We start from the raw sequence: 24,209 nt of genomic DNA, 5'->3' as shown, positions 1-24,209 counted from the left end.
GGGGTCAGCGTCCGGCGCGTGCGAGAGCGTCGAGCACCTCGGCGCTGACCTCCCACCCCATGCACTTGTCGGTGACCGACTTGCCGTACACCAGCGGTTCGGCGGTCACCGACTGTGCGCCCGGCTCCAGGAAGCTCTCGAGCATCACGCCGCTGATCGTCGGCTCCACCTTGGCGCGGCGTGCGGCCGCGACCATCTCGGCGACCTCGACCGCCACCTCGGCCTGCCGCTCGTGGTCCTTGCCGGAGTTCGCGTGCGAGCAGTCGATCATCACCTTGGGGCTCAGGCCGGACGCGGCGAGGCTCTCGACCGCGGACGCCACCGACTGCTCGTCGAAATTCGGTCCGGGGGTGCCGCCGCGCAGGATCACGTGGCAGTCCTCGTTGCCCGCGGTCTGCACCACTGCGCCGCGGCCGAAGTCGTCGACGCCGAAGAAGACGTGCCGACTGGCCGCAGCCTTGGCACCGTCGATCGCCACCTGCACGTTGCCGTCGGTGCCGTTCTTGAAACCGATCGGCATCGACAGGCCCGATGCGAGCTGACGGTGCACCTGCGACTCGGTGGTCCGCGCGCCGATGGCGCCCCACGCGACGGCGTCGGCGATGTACTGCGGGCTGGTGGGCTCGAGGAATTCGCAGCCCACCGGCAGGCCCAAGTCGATCACGTCGAGCAGCAGCTTGCGCGCGATTCGCAGGCCCTTCTCCACGTCGAACGACTCGTCCATGTCCGGGTCGTTGATCAGACCCTTCCAGCCGACGGTGGTGCGCGGCTTCTCGAAGTAGACACGCATGACGATCTTCAGGGTGTCGGAGTACGCGGCGACCAGCGGCGCGAGGCGGCGGGCGTAGTCGAGGGCCGCCACCGGGTCGTGCACCGAGCACGGGCCCACCACGACGATGAGTCGGTCGTCGCGGCCGGCCAGAATGGCGGCGATCTCGTCCCGGTCGCGGGCGACGATCTCGGCGCGACGAGCGGTCAGCGGCAGTTCGTTGCGCAGGCTGTCCGGCGACGGAATCGGCGAGAAGGCGGTGACCCGACGGTCGGACGTCGATGTGGAATCGGCCACGGGGTTGGTTGCGATGGTCATAAAACTGCCTTTCGGGTTTCGGCTGTAATGATCGGTTCCGGTTCCCGAGTGGCGTTCTGCGTCCCGGAAACGACGAAAGCAGCGACCATCAGGTCACTGCTCGGCTCCGGGATCTGTGCTGTGAGTACGCGTCAGCGCTTCATCGCAGGCTCGCCCGGAGCCTCGATAAAGCGCCAATAGGCGACGCGCACAGAGTTGATCACGGGCTCGACGCTAGCACAGGTCTCGGTGAACGCGCTTTTCTCAGTCGAAGGAGAGGTCGTTCGCCGAGGTCACCGGCAGTCCGCAGACGGTGCCGCGACAGAGGTAGGCGGCGTCGGCGCCGTCGACCGGTCCACGGTCCTGCAGCAGCGGCAGGCTGTCGCGGGCGCCGGCCACCACCACGGTGCCGCCCGGCACCACACGGCGCACTTGCGCGGCCAGCTCCCCGTCGCTGCTGTCCGACTGGGCGACGGCCACCTGCCACGGACCCGCGAGTCGGGCCAGCGCGACGGCCAGCCAATGTCCGGCCGACCGCGGCATCTTCTCCAGAATCAGACCCGCGCGCGCCAAGGACTGATCGCACAGCGTCGCGTATCGGGCGGCCTCGCCCTCGTCCGGCGCCAGCAGCGACGCGGTGAGCAGGGCTTCGGCGAGCAGGGACGCGCCGGCCGGGGTGGCGCCGTCGACCGGGTCGCGGGGGCGGGTGATCAGCGCTCCGGGCGGTGCATCGAAGTACGCGCCCGGCGCGTCCGGATCAGCGAACCGGTCGATCGCCGCGTCGAGCAGGGTCAGGGCGTTCTCGCGCCAACGGAGATCGCCGGTGACCTGGTGCAGGGTCAGCAGGGCCGTCACGAATGCGGCGTGATCGTCGAGCGCCGCCTGCGGTGCACCGACCCGCCCGCCCAACGACACCCGGCGCAGGTCGCCGTCGACGCGGTGCAATGCCCAGAGCGTGTCCGCGATCTGCGCGGCCCGCTCGATCCAGGCCGGGCGGTCCAGGGTGGCGCCGGCTTCGGCCAGCGCGGTGATCGCGAGCGCGTTCCAGGCCAGCACCACTTTGTCGTCGCGCGTCGGCTGCGGGCGTTGGGCCCGGGCGGCGAGCAGTCGTGCACGCACCGAGGCGAACCGGTTCAGGTCGTCGGGATCGCGGAGCAGTTGCAGCGTCGAGGCGCCGTCTTCGAAGGTGCCTTCCGCGGTGACGGTGAACGTGGCTGCGGACCAGGCGCCGTCGTCCTCCCCCAGGACGTCGCGGAGCTGCGCGGGGGTCCAGACGTAGGTGAGGCCCTCGACGCCCTCGGTGTCGGCGTCCAACGACGACGCATAGCCGTGACCGGTCCACAGCGCGTCGTCGAGGAAGCCGACCGTCTCGTCGACCACGCGCAGCGCCAGCGGATCGCCGGTGCGTCGAGCGAGGTGCGCGTACGCGCGCAGCAGCAACGCGTTGTCGTAGAGCATCTTCTCGAAGTGCGGCACCACCCATCCGGCGTCGACCGTGTATCGGGCGAAGCCGCCGGCGAGTTGGTCGTAGAGGCCACCGCGCGCCATCGCCGAGCAGGCCCGTTCGGCCGCGGCCAGAGCGTTCTGGTCGCCGCCGAGTTCGTAGGCGCGCAACAGTCCTTCGAGCGTGGCCGACGGCGGGAACTTGGGCGCGCCGCCGAACCCGCCGGCCGCGTGGTCCTCGTCGGCGAGAACGGACGCCACCGCGGCGGCCAGGAGCTGTCCGTCGATCCCGGGTCCGGGTGGGATGGCACCGGAGTTGGTGCGCAGGTGCTCGGTCACGCTCTGCGCGGCCTGGTGGACCTCGTCGCGCCGGTCCTGCCAGGTGCTGGTGATGGCGTGTAGAACCTGGCCGAAGCCGGGCATGCCGCCGCGCGGCTCGGGCGGGTAGTAGGTACCGCAGTAGAAGGGTTCACCGTCGGGAGTGAGGAAGCAGGTCATGGGCCAGCCGCCCTGGCCGGTCATCGCCACCGTCGCCGCCATGTAGATGGCGTCGATGTCGGGCCGCTCCTCGCGGTCGACCTTCACGCAGACGAAGCCCTCGTTCATCTGCGCTGCCAGCGCTGGATCCTCGAACGTCTCGTGCGCCATCACGTGGCACCAGTGGCAGGCGGCGTAGCCGACCGACAGCAGGATCGGCACGTCCCGTCGTCGCGCTTGCGCGAAGGCCTCGTCGGACCATTCCCGCCAGTGCACCGGGTTCTCCGCGTGCTGGCGGAGGTATGGGCTCGACGAGCTCGCGAGGAGGTTGCTCACGGTCGGGCTCCTTACCTGTGTCGGGCTGCGCCCCGCAGGGCCGGCGGTGACGTCAGTCGATCGCGTTGCCGCTGCCGTCCGGTCCGTTCCGCGGCGGTGCGGTGCCGTCGTTCGACGGCACATCCGGGCTGGTGACGGCCACGCCGTCGACCGTGTCAGTGCCCTCGTCGAAGGCCTGGTCGGCCTCCGGATGCTGTTCGTCGAAGGTCGGCGGCAGCTTCCGGAGCTGCTTGTTCATCGACCGGATCAGCAAGAAGGTGGCCACCAGCAGCACGATGATCACGAGCAGACCGATCGGCGACGCTTTACCGAACTCCGGCCCCTTGGTGTCTTGCGGGGCCGCCAACAGGACGGCGCTATCTGCCAAATACAGCAGGCTGTTCACTCTTCCTCGATTCCGGCGAAGAGGTCATTCTCCGGGATCGCCGTCTGGACGCGCGTCTGCGCCAGCTCGAACTCCTCTGTCGGCCATAGTCTTTGCTGCCATTCCAACGGGACCGCGAAGAAGAACCCGTTGGGATCGATCTGGGTGGCGTGCGCACGGAGTGCGTCGTCGCGCTGCTGGAAGTATTCGCTCGCTTCCACCTGGGTAGTGACGCGCGCCATCATGTCGCCCTGCTCACGCTTCCACTTCGCGAGCCACTCCCGGAACGGGTTCTCCATTCCGGCCTTCTCCAGCTCCTCGGAGAACCGGTAGATCCGGTCCCGGATGAAACCGTGCGTGTAATAGAGCTTCAGCGGCGTCCAGGGTTCGCCCGCATCCGGGTATGCCTCCGGGTCACCGGCCGCGTCGAAGGCGGCGATGGAGACCTCGTGGCACTTGATGTGGTCCGGGTGCGGGTAGCCGCCGTTCTCGTCGTACGTGATGATCACGTGCGGCTTGAACTCTCGCACCGCCTTGACCAGCGGTTCGGTCGCCTCGTCGTGCGGGACGAGCGCAAAGCAGCCCTCGGGCAGCGGTGGCAACGGATCGCCTTCGGGCAACCCCGAATCGACGAATCCCAGCCACATGTGTTCCACGCCCAGCGCCGCGGCGGCCTCAGCCATCTCCTTGCGGCGCACCTCGGGCAGGTTCTCCATGATGCCGGGCCGGTCCATGGCGGGATTGAGGATGTCACCGCGCTCGCCGCCGGTCAGCGTCACGACGAGAACCTCGTGACCTTCTGCTGCGTACTTGGCCAACGTCGCGGCGGCCTTGCTCGACTCATCGTCGGGGTGCGCATGCACCGCCATCAGTCGCAGGGGCCCCGTGCTATCGGTCACGCTTCCTCACCTTCGCTCGGTACTCCCCTACATGGTAGGTATTGACGGGTGAGTAGTTCAGATGGGGTCTCCGACCAGCCGAAACCGCAGAGCGGTCCGCGCGCGACGTATCCGGTCGAGCAATCGGCCAGTAGCAAGCGCCGCTGGTTCCTCATCCTGTCAGTGGGCGTCGTGCTCGCCGGGTTGGTCATCGCCTACATCGGTTTCCAGAAGTTCGGCGACCCCGAGGTGTCGGGATCGGCCACCGGCCACGAGGTTCTCAGCTCGGATCAGATCGCGGTGCAGTACACCGTCAACCGGCAGAACCCCGACGATCCTGTCGCCTGTGTGGTTCGCGCCCGCGCCCGCGACGGCGCCGAAGTGGGACGCCGCGAGGTGTTGATCCCCGCCGGCAACGACGTGCAGGTCGGTGCCCGCACCATCGTCTACACCTCGCGCCCCGCCGTGATCGGCGAAGTCTTCGGCTGCACCGCGTCGGTGCCCGACTACCTGCAACCGGATATGTGAGGCCCAGCCGATGACTGAGGAAGCACCCGCCCACTCTGGGCGGCCGGGCACCCCGACCCCGGCGTTAAAAGCGAACTTCGCAACGATCTCCTCCCCGTACTACCCGGTGCTGATGGCCGTCTTCGTCGGCATCATGCTGATCAGCAACATCGCCGCGACCAAGGGCGTCGGCCTGTTCGGCGGCTCACTCGTCACCGACGGCGCCTTCTTCCTCTTCCCGCTGAGCTACGTGATCGGCGACGTCATCAGCGAGGTCTACGGATTCAAGGCCATGCGCCGGACCATCTGGACCGGTTTCGCCATCCTGCTGCTGGCCTCACTGTCGTTCACCGTGACCATCGCTCTGCCACCGCTCGACGGCTACGAGAACCAGGCCGCCCTCGAGGCGGTGGCCGGCGCGGTGCCGCAGCTGGTCGCGGCCAGCCTGGCCGGCTATCTGATCGGCGAGTTCACCAACTCGTGGGTCCTCGTCCGGATGAAGGAGCACACCGGTGAGCGTCACCTCTGGGCGCGCCTGATCGGCTCGACCGTCGCGGGCGAATTCTTCGACACGATGGTGTTCTGCGCGATCGCAGCACCGGTCATCGGGGTCACCACCTGGGGACAGTTCGCCTCGTTCGTCCTGATCGGTTTCGTGTGGAAGACCTTGATCGAGATCGTGGTCATGCCCGGCACCTACGCCGCCGTGCGCTACCTCAAACGCGCCGAACCGTCGTACGCGCAATCGGAGACCACCGCCTGATCGACCGCCGATTCTCCACGGCGGACCGGCGTCAGCCGTGTGCGGCAAGCCACACTGACTGGTATCCTGGGAGCACACGGCCCCGTCAGGGGTCGTGTTGCTGCATATAGAGAACCATTCGTGCAGCGGCAACGAACACGCAGTCCACTCGCGGACGGCACTAAGGAGATCCACTATGACTGACACCGGCGTGACCTGGCTTACCCCCGAGTCTGCCCAGCGGCTCAAAGAGGAACTCGACTCACTGATCGGCAATCGCGATGCCATCGCCGCCGAGATCAACGAGCGCCGCGAAGAGGGCGACCTCAAGGAGAACGGCGGCTACCACGCTGCGCGCGAGGAGCAGGGCCAGCAGGAGGCGCGTATCCGCCAGCTGCAGGACCTCCTGAACAGCGCGAAGATCGGACAGGCTCCGACCCAGTCCGGCGTCGCACTCCCCGGCTCGGTGGTGACCGTGTACTTCGGCACCGACGAGAAGGACACCGAAACCTTCCTCATCGCCACCCGCGAAGAGAGCATCGCGACCGACGTCGAGGTCTACTCCCCCAGCTCCCCGCTGGGTTCGGCCATCATCGACGCGAAGGTCGGCGAATCTCGCTCGTACCTCGTGCCCAGTGGCGCCGAGATCACCGTGACCTTGGTCAGCGCAGAGCCCTACCAGCACTGAGTTTCTCGGTTCACACACCGACGGAAACCGGGTCGCAGACAACTGCAGCCCGGTTTTCTGTTTCCGCAGCTGTGTTCAGCGGGCCTGCGTCAGAGTCCGGGTTCGTCCGACGGTCGGCCTAGTCGTGCTCGCCACCGCCGGCCGCGGCCTTCTCCGCCGCGATCAACTCGGCGACCTCCGCCTCCACCCGAGACAACGCCATCGCCGACGCCTGCTCCCGCGACCGCGCGGGCAGCACCTTGTCGACGTCCGGCAGCAACCACATCGGCGGGACGTCGAGCGCGCGGGCCAGCCGATAGACGGTCGACAGCTGCGGATCCGAGATGTGGGGCGCCCGGTTGCTGGTGCCGCGTTCCAGGTTCGACACGGCGTTGCGATGCATCCCGCAGCGATGCGCCAGTTCCTCCTGCGACAGCCCTCGCTCCTTGCGGACCAGGAACAGACGGTGCGCGAACGAGTAGGCGTAGGTGTCCCACTCGAGGGATCCGCGTTCTCTGGACGGCACACAACCAATCTGTTCTATTCACAACGAATTGTCTGCCCACCATGATGTGCAACCAAAACCGTTGTGCCAGAACCGATTTCCGCCCGCACCGCCCACCACTGATCAACCGCCGACCAACGGGCGACGGCCGACCGGCCCCAATATAAAATTCTCAAACAACACACCGCGCCGGAACGGAAGTTCCGGCACCCATCACCCGCCGCGACACGCATGCCGCCACGGGCGAAACCCAACGAGGCCTGCCACTCAGCGACTCATGGAACCCGCCCCCGGAGGCCGTCGCCAACCTCTAGAACTATGGTGCCATCGAGGTATGACAAGAACAAATGTTTGAATAACTCCGTGCCCACGATCCCCTCATCACGGCGGCATCTTGTCGATCGTCGCCTTCGTGAAGGCGATGGCTCGATCGCACACTTCCGAGACAGGCGGGTGTGGAGGCCGGTGGTGAATAACCAAAGTGGTGATGCCGGCCTGCCCGGACTGCACATAGGTCATGCACTCACCCAGGTCGGGAGAGTCCGTCACGCCGACAACTCGCCCATCAACGGTCAAGTCCTCCATCCAATGATCCATCGAGTACTTCTCCTTGTATGCGGCTAACCCGCTGGAGTTCGCGACTGTCTGTGACACCGCCCAACGCTGCCCATCGGCGGTCGCTCGGTAGTCCCACGTACATCCGCGTAATGTCTGCCCATTCGTGCCCGCCGCATCGCGCACCGAACCAGAATCAACACCAACGCTTCCCAACTCCGAGGGCACCAGAGCAGTGCATGGCTCGTACTGACTCCCGTTGTTTGCCTCGTTCCATCGATCTGTGAAGGTCGAGGAGAACGGAAGGGCAACCGATGGACTTGAAGGAGCCGTAATAATCGGTGGCCTGCGGAACGCGGAGATGTCGCCCTGCTCCTCTCCTGAACCGCAGGAACTCACGACCAGCGCCACGAGGCCGAATACTCCAGCGCGACCTACCTTGCGCACGTTAACGCACCATTCGCCCGCTGGCTTGGTCAGCAGATTCGTACTGCGCCGCAGCAATTCGGCAACGCTCAGCGGTCGCCGCGAGACCTACCGTCAAACTGCCCATGTCCGCCTGCCACGCGGAGAGAATCCTGTGCAGTTCCTCAAACAGCGCAATCCCCTCAGCGCAGCCGTTGCCGAAGTAGTTTCTGCGAACGGTGCCTGAAGCCGCCTCTAAAAGGCGATCCAAGTCGTGCGCAGCCTCGTCGGCCATGCGCGCGCGATTTAACCAGACTGCCGCATCCGCAACCACATCTGTCATGCGTCCACTTCCCGTCATCGTGGGTGTGTTGGAGGCCGGCCCCCCACTTCCGGCCTCCAACACGTTCCCCCCAAGCGCCGATTTCGCCATCCCCCCGGCTACCGAAATTGACGCGTATTAATTAGACGCAGCGGAGGTCCGTTCGGTTCCACATTCTCCGGAACTTTTTTCGAGCGGGCGCCAAGTAGAGTCCCGACCATGGCATATGCACTCGAATCCTTCGACGAAGACTTCTTCGCCACCGCCCCGATGCGCTACGAGATCGACGTGAACATCCCGGTGGCCCCGGACGTCGCCTGGGCGGAGTTCACCCGCCAGAACACCCTGGACTGGTGCCGGGCCCTGCGCGGTGTCACCTACACCTCGCCCGAGCCGTACCAGCCCGGCACCACGCGGTCCGTGGTCCTGGCGCCGGGCTTCATCAAGATGGACGAGGTCTTCTTCATCTGGGACGAGGACTCGGCGACGCAGACCTACCGGCACGCCTTCCACGGCGTCCGCGTCAATATCCCGGGGCTGCGCAAGTTCGGCGAGTACACCGAAGTCTCGCCCGCCGCCCACGGCTCGCGCCTGATCTGGCGCTTCGCCATGGAACTGGCCGGCGCCGGGCTCCCCGGATTCCTCTCCAAGCCGATCTCCGACGGCGCGTTCTCCACCGTCCAAACCGACACGATCAAGCACTTCGCGAGCTTCCCGTCAGCGTAAAGTCCGCCACGCGGCCCAGTGGTGCACCGCGACGCCGCGAAACCAGCGGTCGGTGGCCAGCGCATCGTCGAGCAGCTCGATCTCCCTCAGCAATACCGCGGCACCGTCGTCGGCGAACGTCGCCGACGACGGTATGCCCGGCCCGACCGGCATCGTCTCGACGCCGATCCGATAGGGCCGTCGCGCTGCGTGTGCCGCCTCGATCGCCGGCCGGGCGAATCGCAGAATCGCGTCGGCGCGATCGCGATAGGCGAGCACGGTGATCGACGACGCCGAACTCATCGCCCGACGCGCCTCGACGGGCAGGTCGTCGAACAGCCAGGGCACCACGTCGATCTCGACGGCGGTGCCGGGCAAGGCGTGAGCGCAGGCCTCGACCAGGTCCGCGTAGGCCGCGGCCAACCGTCGGGGATCGTCGGGCCATTCCGGCAACGCCCACGGCTCGACGTCCAGATGCAGTGTGCGGCAACCCGTTCGACGTAGGGCCTCGCGCGACCATGCGATCGCGCGATCGGGTTCCCACACCCACCGCGGGTCGCCGCCGAGGCACGCCGTCGAGACGGCCGCACCCCGCAGCGCGGAACACTGTTGCGCAGCTGCGCCGTCCGCGCCGTTGACGAAGACCTCAGCCAATCTCCGTGCCCGGGCGAACCGCACTACTGCACCGGGTTCGTCGGGCACCTCCCACAGCCAGCAGGCCAGGCGATCGCGGACCATGACGGCCCCGAGTCAGCCCGACAGCCGATCGCGTCAGAGCGCGGTCAGCCCAGCGCCTGCTCGACGTCGGCCACCAGATCCTCGACGTCCTCGATGCCGACCGAGAGTCGCACCAGATCGTCGGGCACCTCCAGCAGCGAACCTGCCGTCGACGCGTGCGTCATGGCGCCCGGGTGCTCGATCAGCGATTCGATGCCACCGAGCGACTCGGCCAGCGTGAAGATCTTGGTCCGCGCGCAGAAGTCGAGCGCGGCCTCGCGACCACCGGCAAGACGCACCGAGATCATGCCGCCGAAGCGCTTCATCTGACGCGCGGCCGCATCGTGGCCGGGATGGTCGGTGAGGCCCGGATACAGCACCGAGGCCACCTTCGGGTGCGCCGCAAGGAGTTCCACCAGCGCCTCGGCGTTGTCGCAGTGCCGCTCCATACGAACGGACAGAGTCTTGATCCCGCGCATGGTGAGGTACGCGTCGAACGGTCCGGGCACCGCGCCGGCACCGTTCTGCAGGAAAGCGATGTCGGCGTCGAACTGCTCGTCGTCGGTCACCATCGCGCCACCGACCACGTCGGAGTGCCCGCCGAGGTACTTGGTGGTCGAGTGCACGACGACATCCGCGCCGAGCTCCAACGGCCGCTGCAGGTAGGGCGTGGCAAAGGTGTTGTCCACCACCAGCTTCGCCCCGCCGGCGTGTGCGGCATCGGCCACGGCGGCGATGTCGCCGACGTTCAGCAGCGGGTTGGTCGGCGTCTCCAGCCACACCAGTTTGGTCTTCGTCGTCATGGCCGCGGCGACGGCGTCGACGTCCGCCACCGGGGCCACCGAGTACTCGATCCCCCACTGCGAGAACACTTTGTCGATGAGTCGGAAGGTGCCGCCGTAGGCGTCGTTCGGAATCACCAGGTGATCACCGGGGCGCAGAGCAGCGCGCAGGATGGCGTCGGTCGCGGCCATGCCTGACGCGAAACCCCGTCCGTAGGTACCGTTTTCGATCGCGGCGAGGTTCGCTTCCAGCACCCGACGAGTCGGGTTCCCGGTGCGCGCGTACTCGAAGCCGTCGCGCATGCCGCCGACGCCGTCCTGGGCGAAGGTGGAACTCGCGTAGATCGGCACGTTCACCGCCCCGGTGCGGGCTTCGGGATCCCAGCCCGCGTGAATTGCCTTGGTGGAGAAGCCCTGATCGGTCACAGTGCGCCCTCTCGAGTCGGAAGCGGATGGGTGCTGGCGTACGCCAGGAGGTCGTGTCGGGTGATGACACCGGCGGGCTTGCCGTCGTCGACCACCATCAGCGCGTCGGTCTGGCCCAAGGCCTCCATGGCCGACGACACCGGCTCGCCGGCACCGATCAGCGGGAAGGGTTCGCCCATGTGCTTCGACACCGGGTCGGCCAGCGTGGCACGCCCCTCGAAGACCGCCGACAGCAGGTCCCGCTCGTTCACCGCGCCGGCGATTTCACCGGCCATGATCGGCGGTTCCGCGCCGACCACCGGCATCTGCGAGACGCCGAACTCGCGCAGGATCTCGATGGCGTCGCGAAGCGTCTCCTGCGGGTGCGTGTGCACCAGGTCGGGCAGCGCGCCGTTCTTGCCGCGCAGCACCTCGCCCACCGTCGACTCCGGCTGCTCGCCTTCGAGCGGCGTCCGCAGGAAGCCGTAGCTGCTCATCCAGTCGTCGTTGAAGATCTTCGACAGGTAGCCGCGCCCGCCGTCGGGCAGCAGCACCACGACCACAGCGTCCGGCCCTTCGCGCTCGGCCACCCGGAGCGCCGCGACCACGGCCATGCCGCACGATCCGCCGACCAACAGGCCCTCTTCGCGCGCCAACCGTCGCGTCATCTCGAACGAGTCGGCGTCGGACACGGCGATGATCTCGTCGGGCACCGTCGGGTCGTAGGCGCCCGGCCAGAAGTCCTCGCCGACACCCTCCACCAGGTACGGACGACCCGAGCCGCCGGAGTACACCGAGCCCTCGGGATCCACGCCGACCACCTTGACGCGTCCCTCGGAGACTTCCTTCAGGTAGCGGCCGGTGCCGGTGATGGTGCCGCCGGTGCCGACGCCGGCCACGAAATGGGTGATCGTGCCGTCGGTGTCGGCCCAGATCTCCGGCCCCGTGGTCTCGTAGTGGCTACGCGGACCTTCCGGGTTCTCGTACTGGTTGGGCTTCCACGCGCCGTCGATCTCGCGCACAAGGCGATCGGACACGTTGTAGTAGCTGTCCGGATGCTCGGGCGGCACGGCCGTCGGGCACACCACCACCTGCGCGCCGTAGGCACGCAGCACGTTCCGCTTGTCCTCGGCCACCTTGTCCGGGCACACGAAGACGCACTTGTAGCCACGCTGCTGCGCCACCAGTGCCAGTCCCACGCCGGTGTTGCCCGACGTCGGCTCGACGATGGTGCCACCGGGCTTCAGTTCCCCCGAGGCCTCGGCGGCGTCGATCATTCGGGTGGCGATCCGGTCCTTCGAACTGCCCCCGGGGTTGAGGTATTCGAGCTTCGCCGCGACAAGACCCGAACCCGGTTTGGTGACCGAATTGAGCTTGACGAGCGGGGTGTTTCCGACCAGGTCGACGACGTGATTGGCGATGCGCATACCTCCCATAGTTGCACTCATCGGGAAGCACTGTGACTCCGGTCGGTTCATTGCGGGGTTGTGAGTTACCCTGACGACATGCCTGAAGCCGTTATTGTTTCCACCGCCCGCTCCCCGATCGGCCGTGCCGGTAAGGGGTCCCTGAAGGATCTTCGTCCCGACGAGCTCGCCCGCCAGATGATCGCCACCGCGATCGCCAAGGTGCCCGAGCTCGACGTCGCCGACATCGAAGACATCCACCTCGGCATCGGCCAGCCGGGCGGTGCGGGCGGTTACAACATCGCGCGCGTCGTCGCCGTCGAGCTGGGCCTGGACCACGTCCCGGGCGTCACCGTGAACCGTTACTGCTCGTCGTCGCTGCAGACCACCCGTATGGCCATGCACGCCATCAAGGCCGGTGAAGGCGACGTCTTCATCTCCGGCGGCGTCGAGAGCGTCTCCAGCTTCGCCACCGCCGGTGCTGCCGACGGTCTCCCCAACTCCAAGAACCCGATCTTTGACGAGGCTGCTGCCCGCACCGTCGCCACCGCTGAAGGCGGCACGGGCGCATGGCACGATCCCCGCGAGGACGGCCTGCTGCCCGACGTCTACATCGCGATGGGCCAGACCGCCGAGAACGTCGTGACCTACACCGGCATCTCCCGCGAGGACCAGGACCGCTGGGGCGTCCTGAGCCAGAACCGCGCCGAGAAGGCCATCGCCGACGGTTTCTTCGCCCGTGAGATCGACGCCGTGACCCTGCCCGACGGCACCATCGTCAACACCGACGACGGCCCGCGCGCCGGCACCACCTACGAGAAGATCAGCCAGCTGCAGCCGGTCTTCCGTCCGGACGGCACCATCACCGCCGGCAACGCCTGCCCGCTGAACGACGGCGCCGCCGCTCTGATGATCATGAGCGACACCAAGGCCAAGGAGCTCGGTCTGACCCCGCTGGCGCGCATCGTCGCCACCGCGGCCACCGGCCTCTCGCCGGAGATCATGGGCCTGGGCCCGATCGAGGCGGTCCGCAAGGTGCTGCGCGTCGCGAACATGACCATCAGCGACATGGACCTGTACGAGATCAACGAAGCCTTCGCCGTCCAGGTGCTCGGCTCGGCCGACGTCCTCGGCATGGATCACGACCGCCTGAACGTCTCGGGCGGCGCGATCGCGCTGGGCCACCCGTTCGGCATGACCGGTGCCCGCATCACCACCACCCTGCTGAACAACCTCACCACGCACGACAAGACCTTCGGTCTGGAGACCATGTGCGTCGGCGGCGGTCAGGGCATGGCGATGATCATCGAGCGCCTCAGCTGATTCACGAACGACGACGGGCGGTCCGGAGCTTCTCCGGGCCGCCCGTTTCGCATCGCACGTCCCCCAGTTGGTTGAACTTGCATGCAAGCGTCACGCGCGGCCGTAGACCCGGGAAGAATGTCGGACGAACCATCTGCCCCTGGTGAAAGAGCCTGCATGCGCTACAACCCGCCCCCGAACTGGCCGCCCCCGCCCCGGGTGGCGGCCTTCCGCCGATTGGCGCCCGGACCCGAGCTGGGGCCCGGCGCCGCCCGGCTGGCAGTTCTGGGTGCCCGAGGACTCGACCGGCGCCCGGATTCTGGCCGCCGTGAAACACCCGGCCTGGGCGACGCTCGCCACCCTGGTCTCCGTCGCGGCCGTCGTCCTCGCACTCGTCGGTGTCAAAGCCTTCAGCCGAGCCGCGGACGGCGATTCCGCAGCACTCAAGGTCGCCGCCCTGACCTTCGGCACCCCCACCGACGTCGACGCGAAAGCGTATGGCAGCGGAATTCCGATCGAAGACGCCACCATGATCACCAATTCCGCGACGCCGATCGACATCACATTGAAGAACAGCACCGACTCGCCGATGCGGATCGTCCGTATCGAGACGTCGATCCTCGACGCGAAGACGATCTCCTGCAACCCACAGGGCAGCGGCGCCATGGTGTCGGCGTTCTACTCGGTGAAGATCCCCTTCGAGCCGTTCGCCAACAATCTTCCGTCGAAAACCGTGACCAGCGACATCGACTTCACCGTCAAACCGTCGTCCGTGGATCGCATGGTCATCACCGTCGGTCCTGATCCGATCGGAAACGGCAACCCCGTCGTCGTGTCGCTGTCCATGAAGCTGATTCCGGAATCCGGCGACCCGGTGGTCATCGCGCCCCTCGCACTGAGCCAGCCCGACGGTGTGGACCAGGAACTCCGCAGCATGACGCGGTACGCCTCGATGCAGTCGGCGTGCATCGACAAGACCGTCGGGTGCTCGACGGTTTCCTCGTTGCAACCCAGATTCACTCACCGGACGTGACCCGCCTCAGCGACGCCTTCCGCGCCGCCTGACGACCCACAGATGCACACTGCCGTCTGGTGCAGTCGGTATACGACTGCAGCAGACGGCAATGGTGTCTACGACGACGCCGGGGGCGGCGTCGAGCGGGAGATCTAGTCGCTGTTGAGGTAGCTCAGCAGACGCAGGATCTCGACGTACAGCCACACCAGGGTGACGGTCAGGCCGAGCGCGACGCCCCAAGCTGCCTTCTCCGGTGCACCGGCCTTGACCAGCTTGTCGGCTGCGTCGAAGTCCAGGAGGAACGAGAAGGCGGCCAGCGCGATGCAGACCAGCGAGAAGATGATGGCGATCGGGCCACCGCTGCGAATACCCATGTCCACGCCGAACAGGCCGAGGACCAGGTTGCCCAGCACGAGGACCAGGACGCCGACCATGCCGGCCATCAGCATGCGGGTGAAGCGCGGGGTGACGCGGATGGCGCCGACCTTGTAGACGATGAGCATGCCGACGAAGACGCCGATGGTGCCGAGCACGGCCTGGCCGATCATGGCGCCGGCGCTGGTGCCTTCGGCGACGGCCAGGTTCGCGAACACGAACGAGATGGAGCCGACGAACAGGCCCTGGAAGGCCGCGTAGGCCAGCACGATGGCCGGGTTGTCCTGCTTACGACCGAAACTGGCGATCAGCACCAGGACCAAGCCACCGATACTGCCGACGAGGAGCAGCGGCATGGCCAGCGCGACCTGCGCGTTGGTCTGCGCGGTGCCGACGAGGTCGGCGCCGCGGGTGGCGATCGCCGCGTACACCGCGACGGCCACGGCGATGAGCACCGCGAGGGTCATGCCGGTCTTCATCACCACGTCGTCGATGGTGATCTGACGGCTGCTGGTGGGCGCCTGGACGAAGTCCTGCTGGCCCGGCTGCTGGTACGGGTTCGCCTGCTGCTGCCCCGCGCTCCACGCGGCCTGCTGGGCGCCCGGAATCGCTTGGCCGAAACCGGCATAGGGGGCAGGCTGGTTATCGCGGATCACTCCGCGCATAACCGGGTTGCTGCTCTCGCGCACTGTTGTAGCTCCTTGTTGGATGGATGCTGACGCTTCTTACCGACTCAACGTGCCGCGCGCCGCTTTAGTTCCGACTTTACCGACTCTTGACGAGATTCGTTCAACACCACCGACGCACCGGCCGAATTGGAACGTGTTCTACCGATCGCGTCCCCCGCGCGCAGGGGCGTGCTTGCATGGGAATCGTGTCTGCCCTTGCTTCGAATGCCGATGAGGGTCGCGAGATCGCGCGGCCCACCCAGTCCCAGCGCGAACCCGAATGGCTCCGCGAACGCCTGCACGCCTGGATCAAGACCCGGGCCGGAGACGACGCCGCCGTCACCGAGGTGGAACTCCCCTCCGCCAACGGCATGTCCAGCGAGACCCTGCTGGTTCAGGCCGTGATCGACGGCGCTCCGGAGAGCCTGGTGGTCCGAGTGGCGCCACTCGAGTCCAGCGACCCCGTCTTCCCGTCGTACGACCTCGACGGGCAGTTCCGACTGATCGGCCACGTCGCGGAGACGACGGACCTGCCGCTGCCGAAGCTGTGGTGGTCCGAACCCGACGACGGACCGCTGGGCGCGCCGTTCTTCGTGATGAGCCGGGTCGACGGCCGGATTCCCCCGGATGTGATGCCCTACACCTTCGGTTCGTGGGTCACCGAGGCCTCCGCCGAAGAGCGCGCGGAGATGGCGCGCCGCAGCGTCGCGGTGATCGCCCAGGTGCACGCCGCACCCACCGACGGGGCCGCCGTGGATCAGCCGCTCCCGGGCGAGACCGCCCTGCAGGCGCACATCCGTCGTCTCCGCGACTTCTATACGTGGGCCAGCCGCGACGGCGAAGGCGCACCGCTAATCGAACGCGGCTTCGCGTGGGTGCAGGAGAATCTGCCGGCCGAATCCGAGCCGGTCCTCTGCTGGGGCGATGCACGGATCGGCAACATGATCTACGACGAGTTCACTCCTGCCGCCGTGCTCGACTGGGAGATGGCCGCCCTCGGGCCGCGCGAGCTCGACGTCGCGTGGATGATCTTCCTTCACCGCTTCTTCCAGGACCTCACCGAAATGGCCGGGATGGAGGGGCTCACCGACTTCCTGACCCGCGAACAGGCCGCCGCCGATTACCAGGCCGCGACCGGTCACGAGCTCCGCGACCTCGACTTCTACACGCTGTACGCGGCACTCATCCACGCCGTCGTGATGTACCGAATCCAAACGCGCGCAATACACTTCGGCCAGGCGGCCGCACCGGACGACCCCGACGACATGATCATGCATCGCAAGACCCTCGAAGCCATGCTCGACGGCACGTACTGGGAGTCGATCAAATGACGCTCTCCCCCATGGACGACTACCCCATCCATCAGATCCCCGAGGTGATCCGCCACGTCGGCACCTCGGACCGCAACTTCTACGACCGCTACTACTTCAACTGCCATCGTCGGTTGTCCAGCACTGCAGCCACATCCGACGATCCGTGGTTCATCTTCGGGCTCGGCGTGTACCCGAATCTCGGCGTGGTGGACTGCTTCGTGGTGGTGCGTCGCGGCGACGACCATCTCGTCGTGCGCGGTTCGCGCGCACTCGGCGCCGACCGCAACGACCTGCAGGTGGGGCCGTTCCGCGTCGAGGTGCTCGAGGGCCTGCAACGCCTGCGGATCTCGTTGGAGCCGGGTCACGGCGCGGTGTCGTTCGATCTGGAGTTCACCGCCGATGCGCCCGCGGTCCTCGAGCCGCGACACTTCCAGCGCCAGCTCGAGCGAGTCACGTTCGACACCCAGCGCTTCGTGCAGACCGGCGACTGGACCGGCACACTCACCGTCGACGACGACGCGTTCGTCGTCGAACCCGAGAACTGGCGCGGCAATCGCGACCGGTCATGGGGTGTGCGCCCGGTGGGCGAGGCGGAGCCGCCCGGTCGTCGTGCGGCCGAGAGCGGATCCAACAGCTTCTTCTGGATCTACTCGGTGATGCGCTTCGACGGCTTCGCGGTGGTCGTCGTGGTGCAGGAGACCCGCGAGGGCGAGCGCATCATGGGCGACGCCCGGCTGGTCTGGGACGACCCGACCCGCGACGTCGAGTGGCTGGGCCGCGTCGAGCACGACATCAGCTTCATCCCCGGCGGCCGCGAACCCGGTGCCGCCACACTGCGATTCATCAAGCCGTCGGGTGCGACGACGACGGTCGAGTGCACGCCGCAGCTGGCCAACTTCATCGGCTTCGGCACCGGCTACGGGTTGGAGCAGGACTGGCGCCACGGGATGTGGCAGGGCGAGGAGAAGGTGGAGTCGCTACGACTCAAGATCTCCGAGCTCGACGCGACGATGAAGCTCTTCTGCCCGGTGGACTACCTGGCGTCGTTCCGACTCACGTCCGACGACGGCACGGTCCACCAGGGCGAAGGCCTCTTCGAGTTCTCGGTGATCGGCCCGCACGATCAGTACGGGTTCGCCGACTACATGGACGTCGCGCCCGAGTAGTGCTCCCAGCCCTGGCGGAGGGCGTCGGTGAAGACTTCCGCCGGCTGGGCGCCGGAGATCACGAAGTGCCGGTTGAGCACGAAGTACGGCACGCCCTGGCAGTTCAATTCGTGGGCGAGCTTCTCGTCGTCGCGCACGGCCTGCGCGTAGCGGGTCTCGTCGGCGAGCACCTCGCGGACCTGCGCTTCGTCGAAGCCTTCGGCGACGGCGATCTCGACCAGCCGCTCGTGGCTGCCGAACAGCGGGCGTTCATCGCCGAAGTTGGCGTGCAGCAGCGCGAGGAGCATGTCCTCGGCGCGCCCGCTCTCGGCGGCGAAGTGCACCAGGCGGTGCATGTCGAAGGAGTCGCCGAAGTCGCGCCCGGACGTGATGTACGGAAGACCGAACTCCTTGGCCTTCTCGGCGAGCTGGAGTTCACCGTTGGCCGAATCTTCCGGCGAGAAGCCGTACTTCTCCGCCAGATGATCGACGACGTTGCCCGACGCGCCGCGTTCCTGGTTCGGATCGAGCTCGAAGGACCGGTGGATCACCTCGATCTGATCGGCCTTGTCGAAGTCGCCGAGCCCGACGAGAAACTGGTGCACTCCCAGGTAACAGAACGGACAGTTGATGTCCGACCAGATCTCGACCTTCATGCGTGCTCCCTCTGCAGTCTGCGCCACCCCTCCATGGAACCATCCCACCGAACCCGCCCTTCGACAAGCTCGGGGAACGCCGTCGACAACCTCCTCGTCGGCTGATCTCGTCGAAGCCCCCCCACTCACCGCCCGCTCCCCGAACTCGTCGCGGGGTCCTGGCAAGATGACACCCGCGCCCCCATAGCCCAATTGGCAGAGGCAGCGGACTTAAAATCCGCGCAGTGTCGGTTCGAGTCCGACTGGGGGCACGGCGTCGCCGGTTGTAGCGGCCGACTCTCCGGAGCTGAGAGTGCGTAGCACTCGGCGAGGTCACACCCCTCGAATTTCCCCGGGTGACCACAGTCAGCCGCACCCGGAACTCAGCCATGGGCGCTAGTTCTGTGTCCTGCCAGGCCCCTTAGCGGTGCCTTTCAGGACGTAAAACTTTTCGAAGGCGGCAGGGTCCGGGCTGAGCAGCGTTCAGTGTCGGCTCGAGTCCGACTGGGGGCATCACCCAGCTCAGCTGGCGATAGCGCGCCAGACGCGGCGACGCTACCGTCGAATACTGAAGTCTCCACCGATAGCTGTGTAGCCAGAAGGAACCGCCATGAAGATCATCTCGGCCATCAGTCGTGCGCTGACCGGTATCCCCTACGTCATCCTCGGTTACGGTGCGGCGACCGCGCCCGGACAGCGCGTCGACGCCGCCGGCGCCATGCTGGCCCCGGTGCGAAGCGCCGTTCCGGTCCCGGTGAACGACGAAGCCATCGTCCGCCTCAACGGCGCCGCCCAGGCGGTGGCCGGCGGCATGCTGACCGCAGGCCTCTACCCGCGCGCCTCCGCCGGTGTGCTGCTCGCGTCGCTGGTCCCGACCACCGTCGCCGGCCATGCCTACTGGAACCACGAGGATCCGCAGATGCGGGCCATGCAGCAGGTCCAGTTCCTCAAGAACGTCGCCATGGCCGGTGGCCTGATCGCCATCGCCGCCAAGAAGAAGTAGTCGCAGCAATTGCCCGAATCCCTTAGGGCTGCACGGCTTTCGCCACGCTGATGCACTGAGTGATCGATGCCCGCTCGGAGCTGTCGAGGTCGCGTCGCATCCGCTTCGCGTCCTCGACGGCCCAGTGGGCGTTGAGCACCATGCGCACGATCACCCAGTCGCGGGCGCGCTCCTCGTCGAACCCGGCCGCCTCCACCGCGGTGAAGAATCGCCGCTGGATCGACTCGCGCAGATAGCCTGCCATCTCGTCCCAGCGGTTCCACAGCAGCGGGGCGATCTCGTAGTGCGGATCCCCCGACATCGGCTGCGGATCGATCACCAGCCAGGGCTCACGCTCGGCGGCCAGGACGTTCTCGTAATGCAGGTCGCCGTGAATGATCCGGCCGTCGGTGGCGGCGTCGACGACGAAGTCGCGGCCCAGGCTCAGCGCTTGGTCGATCAGACGGCGCGGCACCGGCATGTCCCGTACATCCGCCGCCATCGCGTCGAGCCACCGCTGGAGGTAGCCGCTCAACGGGTCAAACCGCGGCGACGCAGGCTTGTGCAGCCGCCCGTAGAAGCCCGCGATGAGCTCGCACGCCTGCAGGTCCCATTCCTCTCTCAAATCCGTCGACCCCAACCGCTCCAGCAGCATCGCGCGCCGCGCCGGATCGACGCGATACAGCCGCACCGCGCCGTCGCCTCCCCAGAGCTGCAGTGCCACATGCTCGTGCGCGGTCTCGGCGCTGCCGTCGAAGCCCACTTTCAGCACCGAGGCGCGGCCGTCGGACTCCCGCACCGGCACGACGATCGACGCGAATCCCTGCATGGGATCGCCGGTGGGCGTCAGCTCCCACTCCGCCACCAGGTCGTCGCATCGCCGTCCGAGTCCGTCCAGCCACGCCGCCCAATCCGGTCCCAACGCACGCTGTTTCGCTAGGCCCGCCGGAATCTCCACGACGACAGCGTAGTGCTGCCACAGGCCGCTGTCGGATCGCGGCACCGGCATTAGAATCGGTCCCATGCTGGCAAAGGTGTGCGGACTGACCGCGGTCGACGACGTCGAGGTGGCGGTGGGCGCCGGGGCGGACGCCATCGGTGTGGTGATGAATCGCACCAGCCCGCGCGCGGTGGACGCGGACCTGGCCCGGCGCATCATCGCCGCGGCCGACGGCGCCGTGGACACCGTGCTCGTGGTGAACGACATGCCGTCGGCCGACGCGGCCCGCCTCGCCCAGGAGATCGGCGCGTCGATCCTGCAATTGCACGGCACCTACACCGAAGCGGACTTCGCCGCGGCCGCTGCGATCTTCCCGCGGCTGTGGCGTGCCACGTCGCTCGCCCACTCCCCTGACCTGCGCGTCGGCGCCTACGGCGAGGAGGCGTTACTGCTCGATGCCCCGCGCCCGGGCTCCGGTGAGCAGTGGGACCTCTCCGCGCTCACCGGCCGCGCACCGGACGGCCACTGGCTCCTCGCCGGCGGCCTGCGACCGGACAACGTGGCCGCGGCCATCGCCGCCGTCGTCCCCTGGGGCGTCGACGTCTCCAGCGGCGTCGAGTCGTCGCCCGGCGTCAAGGACCACGGACTGATCCGCGCTTTCCTGGCCGAGGTGTGCGCGGCCTCACGCTGAATTCTCCTTGCCGACAAAAGTGTTAGTCAGTAACACTTGTTGGCATGTCCTCTGCACTCTTTCGGCTCGGCCGCTTCTCGTTCCGCCACAAATGGTGGGTGATCGGCACCTGGGTGGCGCTGCTCGCCATCATGGGTGGCCTGGTCGCCGGGCTCAATCCCAAGTTCGCCAAAGACTTCGAACTGCCCGGCACCGACGGCGGCATCGCCATGGAGCAGATGCAGGAGAAGTTCCCGGCATTGTCCGAACAGCAGATGAAGGCGCGCACCACCGTCGTCATCGCCGCCGACGACGGCCTCGCCGCGCACACCGCGCAGATCGAGACTCTGACCACAGAGCTCGCCGCCCTGCCGTCGGTGACCGATCCGAAGCAGATCGTCGATCCGGTCCTCGTCGCCCAGTCCGATCCGGCGATGGCCTCGCAGGTGCTGTCCGACGACGGCAAGATCGGCCTCATCAGTGTCGGCCAGGACATCGACCTAATGGAGCTCGAACCCGCCGACAAACAGGCCCTGCTCGACGTCCTCGAACGCAACAGCGGCAACGGCCTGCAGGTGGAGGCCACCAGCGGCGTCATGGGCGCCATGAGCGGCGGCGGTACCGCTGAAGCACTGGGCTTCGGCGTCGCCTTCGTGGTGATGATCGTCGCCTTCGGTGCGCTGATCGCGGCCTTCATCCCGCTGATCACCGGCATCGTCGGTGTCGGCCTCACCATGCTGATGCTGATGGTCTCCGCGTCGTTCATGACTGTGAACCAGGCGGCCACCGGCATCGTCCTGATGCTCGGCATCGCCGTCTCGATCGACTACGCGCTGTTCATCGTGTCCCGCTTCCGCAATGAGGTGCAGCGCGGCGGCTCACCCGCCGACGCGGCCGGACGCGCGGTCGGTACCGCCGGTACGGCGGTGGTCTTCGCCGGCCTCACCGTGATCATCGCGGTCGTCGCCCTGATGGTGATCGGGATTCCGCTGATCACGCAGATGGGCATGGGCGCCGCCGTCGCGGTCCTGGTGGCTGTGCTGTCGGCCATCACGCTGATCCCGGCCATCCTCGGCGCCGTCGGACGCTTCGCGTTCACGCCGCGGATCCCGTGGATCCGCCACGCCGAACCGTCCGACGACGTCGACACCCTCGGCGTGAAGTTCGGCCGCGCGATCGTCGCCAAACCGATCCCGTTCATCGTCGTGGGCCTCGCGATCCTGGTGGCCGCGGCCATCCCGGTCAAGGGCATGGAGCTGGGCCTGGATATGACCGCCGACGACGAGATCGCCGCGCAGCAGCTGGTCAAGAAGGGCTTCGGCGAGGGCATCAACGGACAGCTGTTCGTGGTGGTCGCCGCCGACGACGACGCCGACGTGGCACCTGCCGCCGAGCGCACCGTGGCCGACATCAAGAAGCTGCCCGACGTCTACCAGCCCGAGTCCGTGGCCTGGATGGGCAACGGCACCGACCCGGCCAATCCCAACGCCGGCGCGAACACCGCGCTCATCGTGGTGACGCCGCTCAGCTCGCCGTCGTCCACCGAAACGCACGACCTGATGGAGTCCATTCGCGCACTGAGCCCGACTCTGGAGCAGCAGCGCGCGCAGCTGCACGTGGGCGGACAGACCGCGATCATGTCCGACCTGTCGACCAAGCTCGACAAGGCGCTGATCCCGTACATCGCAGTGGTCGTGGGCCTGGCGTTCCTGATCATGATCGCCGTGTTCCGCTCCATCTGGGTGCCGCTGATCGGCACCATCGGATTCGTCTTCTCCGTGCTGGCCACGTTCGGCATCACCACCGCGGTGTTCACCGACGGATGGCTGGGCCTGATCGAGAATCCGCGTCCGCTGCTGAGCTTCCTGCCGATCTTCCTGGTCGGCGTGGTCTTCGGCCTCGCCATGGACTATCAGGTGTTCCTGGTGACACGTATGCGTGAAGAATTCCTGCACGGCATGTCGCCCAAGGACGCGATCGTGGCCGGTTACCGCCACGGCGGTCGCGTGGTGACGTCGGCCGCGATCATCATGATCAGCGTCTTCGCCGCCTTCATGCTGTCCCCGGAGACCACCAACAAGATGCTCGGCTTCGCGCTCGCCATCGCCGTGTTCTTCGACGCCTTCATCATCCGCATGATCGTGGTGCCCGCGGTGATCTCGCTGCTCGGCGAGAAGGCCTGGGGTCTGCCGCGCTGGCTCGACAAGCTGGTCCTCAACTTCGACGTCGAGGGCAGTTCCGTCCGCCACCGCGGTGTCGGCACCACGGCCGAAGAAGAGGTCGCCCTGACATGACCGGAGAATCCCGGCTCGGGGTGCGCGCCCAGAACAAGGCGCGCACCCGGAGCGCGATCCGTTTCGCCGCCCTCGACCTGGTGACCAAACAGGGCTATCACGCGACGACGGTGGCGCAGATCGCCGAGGCTGCCGGCGTCTCGCATACCACCCTGTTCCGCTACTTCGAGTCCAAAGAGCAGGTGCTGATCAGCGACGACCTGGTCGAAGCACGGTTGGAGATCTTCGAGAACGCACCCGCCGGCCTCAGCCACTTCGATCTGCTACGGCACATCCTGCGCGAGCTGTTCGCCATCGGAATGGCCGACGAGTGGGCGGCGAACCCCGATCGCGCACACCTGCTACGCAGCGAACCCACGCTCCGGATGGCCAACCAGCTCGCCCTGGACGGCATGCTCCAGGAAGGCATCGCCCTCATCGCCGCATACACCGGCACCGATGAGTCGAGCCTGTCGCTGCGGGTCTTCATCGCCGCCGTCTCCGGGGTGCTGATGCACATCGTCGAGCGTGCCACCCTCCCCGACGAGGAGACCCTCGCCGAGCTCCTGGAGGCCATGGACCTCCTGGAGCGGGGGCTGCCGCTGTAAC

General features: G+C 67.2%; 25 protein-coding genes and 1 tRNA gene. 13 read left to right on the top strand and 13 right to left on the bottom strand.

From position 1 onward, the window contains the following. Window positions 1-4: 4 nt before the first annotated feature. The 4 genes from ABD989_RS12500 to mca form a co-directional block, all read right to left on the bottom strand. The gene (locus ABD989_RS12500) at window positions 5-1,087 is read right to left on the bottom strand and encodes a 3-deoxy-7-phosphoheptulonate synthase (RefSeq protein WP_345313720.1); all 1,083 of its coding nucleotides are present in this window, start codon (window positions 1,085-1,087) and stop codon (window positions 5-7) included. A gap of 243 nt (window positions 1,088-1,330) precedes the next feature. Continuing rightward, window positions 1,331-3,322, bottom strand: a complete 1,992-nt coding sequence (locus ABD989_RS12495; protein WP_345313719.1) for a thioredoxin domain-containing protein — start codon at window positions 3,320-3,322, stop codon at window positions 1,331-1,333. 52 nt (window positions 3,323-3,374) lie between these two features. After that, window positions 3,375-3,707 (bottom strand): hypothetical protein, encoded by a 333-nt coding sequence (locus ABD989_RS12490; protein ID WP_246994557.1) that lies wholly within the window; start codon window positions 3,705-3,707, stop codon window positions 3,375-3,377. Next, window positions 3,704-4,555 carry a mycothiol conjugate amidase Mca gene (gene mca / locus ABD989_RS12485; RefSeq protein ID WP_246996966.1) on the bottom strand — a complete coding sequence of 284 codons (852 nt, stop codon included), beginning with the start codon at window positions 4,553-4,555 and terminating at the stop codon, window positions 3,704-3,706. Before mca ends, ABD989_RS12490 begins: the two co-directional genes overlap by 4 nt. Window positions 4,556-4,633: 78 nt before the next feature. On the opposite strand from mca, the gene ABD989_RS12480 reads away from it, so the two are divergent. The 3 genes from ABD989_RS12480 to greA all read left to right on the top strand — a co-directional run bounded on the left by ABD989_RS12480 (window position 4,634) and on the right by greA (window position 6,501). Beyond that, entirely contained in the window at window positions 4,634-5,092 is a 459-nt protein-coding gene (locus tag ABD989_RS12480; RefSeq protein ID WP_246994555.1) for a DUF4307 domain-containing protein, read from the top strand. 10 nt (window positions 5,093-5,102) lie between these two features. Then, window positions 5,103-5,834: a queuosine precursor transporter gene (locus ABD989_RS12475; protein ID WP_246994553.1), complete on the top strand. Its 732-nt coding sequence runs from the start codon at window positions 5,103-5,105 to the stop codon at window positions 5,832-5,834. Window positions 5,835-6,009: 175 nt separating this feature from the next. Then, entirely contained in the window at window positions 6,010-6,501 is a 492-nt protein-coding gene (gene greA, locus ABD989_RS12470) for a transcription elongation factor GreA (RefSeq protein ID WP_246994551.1), read from the top strand. 118 nt (window positions 6,502-6,619) lie between these two features. On the opposite strand, the gene ABD989_RS12465 is transcribed toward greA, so the two are convergent. The 3 genes from ABD989_RS12465 to ABD989_RS12455 all read right to left on the bottom strand — a co-directional run bounded on the left by ABD989_RS12465 (window position 6,620) and on the right by ABD989_RS12455 (window position 8,288). Beyond that, entirely contained in the window at window positions 6,620-7,006 is a 387-nt protein-coding gene (locus tag ABD989_RS12465) for a helix-turn-helix domain-containing protein (RefSeq protein WP_246994549.1), read from the bottom strand. 360 nt (window positions 7,007-7,366) lie between these two features. Next, the gene (locus ABD989_RS12460; protein WP_345313788.1) at window positions 7,367-7,939 is read right to left on the bottom strand and encodes a DUF3558 family protein; all 573 of its coding nucleotides are present in this window, start codon (window positions 7,937-7,939) and stop codon (window positions 7,367-7,369) included. A gap of 49 nt (window positions 7,940-7,988) precedes the next feature. After that, window positions 7,989-8,288 carry a hypothetical protein gene (locus ABD989_RS12455; RefSeq protein WP_345313718.1) on the bottom strand — a complete coding sequence of 100 codons (300 nt, stop codon included), beginning with the start codon at window positions 8,286-8,288 and terminating at the stop codon, window positions 7,989-7,991. Window positions 8,289-8,486: 198 nt separating this feature from the next. Between ABD989_RS12455 and ABD989_RS12450 the strand changes: the two genes are divergently transcribed. After that, a complete protein-coding gene (locus ABD989_RS12450) occupies window positions 8,487-8,993 on the top strand; it encodes an SRPBCC family protein (protein WP_246994546.1) in 507 nt (168 codons plus the stop codon). On the opposite strand, the gene ABD989_RS12445 is transcribed toward ABD989_RS12450, so the two are convergent. Genes ABD989_RS12445 through ABD989_RS12435 form a run of 3 tightly spaced genes read right to left on the bottom strand, consistent with a single transcriptional unit; the run spans window position 8,985 to window position 12,303 of the window. After that, a complete protein-coding gene (locus ABD989_RS12445) occupies window positions 8,985-9,710 on the bottom strand; it encodes a hypothetical protein (RefSeq protein ID WP_246994544.1) in 726 nt (241 codons plus the stop codon). The two genes, ABD989_RS12450 and ABD989_RS12445, sit on opposite strands and share 9 nt — an antisense overlap. A gap of 44 nt (window positions 9,711-9,754) precedes the next feature. Further along, complete coding sequence (locus tag ABD989_RS12440) at window positions 9,755-10,897, bottom strand: cystathionine gamma-synthase (protein ID WP_246994542.1); 1,143 nt, start codon at window positions 10,895-10,897, stop codon at window positions 9,755-9,757. Then, on the bottom strand, window positions 10,894-12,303 hold the full coding sequence (locus ABD989_RS12435; RefSeq protein ID WP_246996961.1) for a cystathionine beta-synthase: 1,410 nt from the start codon (window positions 12,301-12,303) through the stop codon (window positions 10,894-10,896). The genes ABD989_RS12440 and ABD989_RS12435 overlap by 4 nt, the downstream gene beginning before the upstream one ends. 78 nt (window positions 12,304-12,381) lie before the next feature. Between ABD989_RS12435 and ABD989_RS12430 the strand changes: the two genes are divergently transcribed. After that, window positions 12,382-13,605: an acetyl-CoA C-acetyltransferase gene (locus ABD989_RS12430; protein WP_345313717.1), complete on the top strand. Its 1,224-nt coding sequence runs from the start codon at window positions 12,382-12,384 to the stop codon at window positions 13,603-13,605. A 268-nt stretch (window positions 13,606-13,873) separates the two neighbouring features. After that, a complete protein-coding gene (locus ABD989_RS12425) occupies window positions 13,874-14,617 on the top strand; it encodes a hypothetical protein (RefSeq protein WP_345313716.1) in 744 nt (247 codons plus the stop codon). A gap of 134 nt (window positions 14,618-14,751) precedes the next feature. Here ABD989_RS12425 and ABD989_RS12420 read toward each other — a convergent pair whose 3' ends face one another. Beyond that, window positions 14,752-15,663, bottom strand: a complete 912-nt coding sequence (locus ABD989_RS12420) for a Bax inhibitor-1/YccA family protein (RefSeq protein WP_345313715.1) — start codon at window positions 15,661-15,663, stop codon at window positions 14,752-14,754. A 185-nt stretch (window positions 15,664-15,848) separates the two neighbouring features. Here ABD989_RS12420 and ABD989_RS12415 point away from each other — a divergent pair, with 185 nt between their 5' ends. Next, a complete protein-coding gene (locus ABD989_RS12415; protein ID WP_425556532.1) occupies window positions 15,849-16,973 on the top strand; it encodes a phosphotransferase family protein in 1,125 nt (374 codons plus the stop codon). Further along, entirely contained in the window at window positions 16,970-18,121 is a 1,152-nt protein-coding gene (locus ABD989_RS12410) for an Rv3169 family protein (RefSeq protein ID WP_345313713.1), read from the top strand. Before ABD989_RS12415 ends, ABD989_RS12410 begins: the two co-directional genes overlap by 4 nt. On the opposite strand, the gene ABD989_RS12405 is transcribed toward ABD989_RS12410, so the two are convergent. Next, window positions 18,097-18,756 carry a DsbA family oxidoreductase gene (locus ABD989_RS12405; RefSeq protein WP_345313712.1) on the bottom strand — a complete coding sequence of 220 codons (660 nt, stop codon included), beginning with the start codon at window positions 18,754-18,756 and terminating at the stop codon, window positions 18,097-18,099. The genes ABD989_RS12410 and ABD989_RS12405 overlap by 25 nt on opposite strands. Before the next feature lie 177 nt (window positions 18,757-18,933). Between ABD989_RS12405 and ABD989_RS12400 the strand changes: the two genes are divergently transcribed. Then, window positions 18,934-19,007: transfer RNA gene (locus ABD989_RS12400), tRNA-Leu, on the top strand. A 338-nt stretch (window positions 19,008-19,345) separates the two neighbouring features. Then, window positions 19,346-19,738: a DoxX family protein gene (locus ABD989_RS12395; protein WP_246994527.1), complete on the top strand. Its 393-nt coding sequence runs from the start codon at window positions 19,346-19,348 to the stop codon at window positions 19,736-19,738. A gap of 22 nt (window positions 19,739-19,760) precedes the next feature. Here ABD989_RS12395 and ABD989_RS12390 read toward each other — a convergent pair whose 3' ends face one another. Further along, the gene (locus ABD989_RS12390) at window positions 19,761-20,726 is read right to left on the bottom strand and encodes an aminoglycoside phosphotransferase family protein (protein WP_345313787.1); all 966 of its coding nucleotides are present in this window, start codon (window positions 20,724-20,726) and stop codon (window positions 19,761-19,763) included. A gap of 13 nt (window positions 20,727-20,739) precedes the next feature. Between ABD989_RS12390 and ABD989_RS12385 the strand changes: the two genes are divergently transcribed. The 3 genes from ABD989_RS12385 to ABD989_RS12375 are packed head-to-tail and all read left to right on the top strand — an operon-like array spanning window position 20,740 to window position 24,208. Continuing rightward, complete coding sequence (locus ABD989_RS12385) at window positions 20,740-21,348, top strand: phosphoribosylanthranilate isomerase (protein ID WP_345313711.1); 609 nt, start codon at window positions 20,740-20,742, stop codon at window positions 21,346-21,348. 44 nt (window positions 21,349-21,392) lie between these two features. Next, a complete protein-coding gene (locus ABD989_RS12380) occupies window positions 21,393-23,621 on the top strand; it encodes an MMPL family transporter (RefSeq protein WP_246994522.1) in 2,229 nt (742 codons plus the stop codon). Beyond that, on the top strand, window positions 23,618-24,208 hold the full coding sequence (locus ABD989_RS12375; protein ID WP_246994520.1) for a TetR/AcrR family transcriptional regulator: 591 nt from the start codon (window positions 23,618-23,620) through the stop codon (window positions 24,206-24,208). The genes ABD989_RS12380 and ABD989_RS12375 overlap by 4 nt, the downstream gene beginning before the upstream one ends. Window position 24,209: the final 1 nt, after the last annotated feature.

Source organism: Gordonia alkaliphila, assembly GCF_039542465.1.
Taxonomy (GTDB): Bacteria; Actinomycetota; Actinomycetes; order Mycobacteriales; family Mycobacteriaceae; genus Gordonia; species Gordonia alkaliphila.
Note: the sequence above shows the minus strand (reverse complement) of the source record. Positions and strands in the feature narration are given on the sequence as shown.

What these genes read in the sequence shown, in the direction of transcription:
- ABD989_RS12410 (WP_345313713.1), top strand. Translation starts at nt 16,970, where the DNA reads ATGACGCTCTCCCCCATGGACGACTACCCCATCCATCAGATCCCCGAG.
- ABD989_RS12375 (WP_246994520.1), top strand. Translation starts at nt 23,618, where the DNA reads ATGACCGGAGAATCCCGGCTCGGGGTGCGCGCCCAGAACAAGGCGCGC.
- ABD989_RS12385 (WP_345313711.1), top strand. Translation starts at nt 20,740, where the DNA reads ATGCTGGCAAAGGTGTGCGGACTGACCGCGGTCGACGACGTCGAGGTG.
- ABD989_RS12445 (WP_246994544.1), bottom strand. Translation starts at nt 9,710, where the DNA reads ATGGTCCGCGATCGCCTGGCCTGCTGGCTGTGGGAGGTGCCCGACGAA.
- ABD989_RS12430 (WP_345313717.1), top strand. Translation starts at nt 12,382, where the DNA reads ATGCCTGAAGCCGTTATTGTTTCCACCGCCCGCTCCCCGATCGGCCGT.
- ABD989_RS12380 (WP_246994522.1), top strand. Translation starts at nt 21,393, where the DNA reads ATGTCCTCTGCACTCTTTCGGCTCGGCCGCTTCTCGTTCCGCCACAAA.
- greA (WP_246994551.1), top strand. Translation starts at nt 6,010, where the DNA reads ATGACTGACACCGGCGTGACCTGGCTTACCCCCGAGTCTGCCCAGCGG.
- ABD989_RS12455 (WP_345313718.1), bottom strand. Translation starts at nt 8,288, where the DNA reads ATGACAGATGTGGTTGCGGATGCGGCAGTCTGGTTAAATCGCGCGCGC.
- mca (WP_246996966.1), bottom strand. Translation starts at nt 4,555, where the DNA reads ATGGCGGTGCATGCGCACCCCGACGATGAGTCGAGCAAGGCCGCCGCG.
- ABD989_RS12500 (WP_345313720.1), bottom strand. Translation starts at nt 1,087, where the DNA reads ATGACCATCGCAACCAACCCCGTGGCCGATTCCACATCGACGTCCGAC.
- ABD989_RS12475 (WP_246994553.1), top strand. Translation starts at nt 5,103, where the DNA reads ATGACTGAGGAAGCACCCGCCCACTCTGGGCGGCCGGGCACCCCGACC.
- ABD989_RS12435 (WP_246996961.1), bottom strand. Translation starts at nt 12,303, where the DNA reads ATGCGCATCGCCAATCACGTCGTCGACCTGGTCGGAAACACCCCGCTC.
- ABD989_RS12450 (WP_246994546.1), top strand. Translation starts at nt 8,487, where the DNA reads ATGGCATATGCACTCGAATCCTTCGACGAAGACTTCTTCGCCACCGCC.
- ABD989_RS12405 (WP_345313712.1), bottom strand. Translation starts at nt 18,756, where the DNA reads ATGAAGGTCGAGATCTGGTCGGACATCAACTGTCCGTTCTGTTACCTG.
- ABD989_RS12395 (WP_246994527.1), top strand. Translation starts at nt 19,346, where the DNA reads ATGAAGATCATCTCGGCCATCAGTCGTGCGCTGACCGGTATCCCCTAC.
- ABD989_RS12390 (WP_345313787.1), bottom strand. Translation starts at nt 20,726, where the DNA reads ATGCCGGTGCCGCGATCCGACAGCGGCCTGTGGCAGCACTACGCTGTC.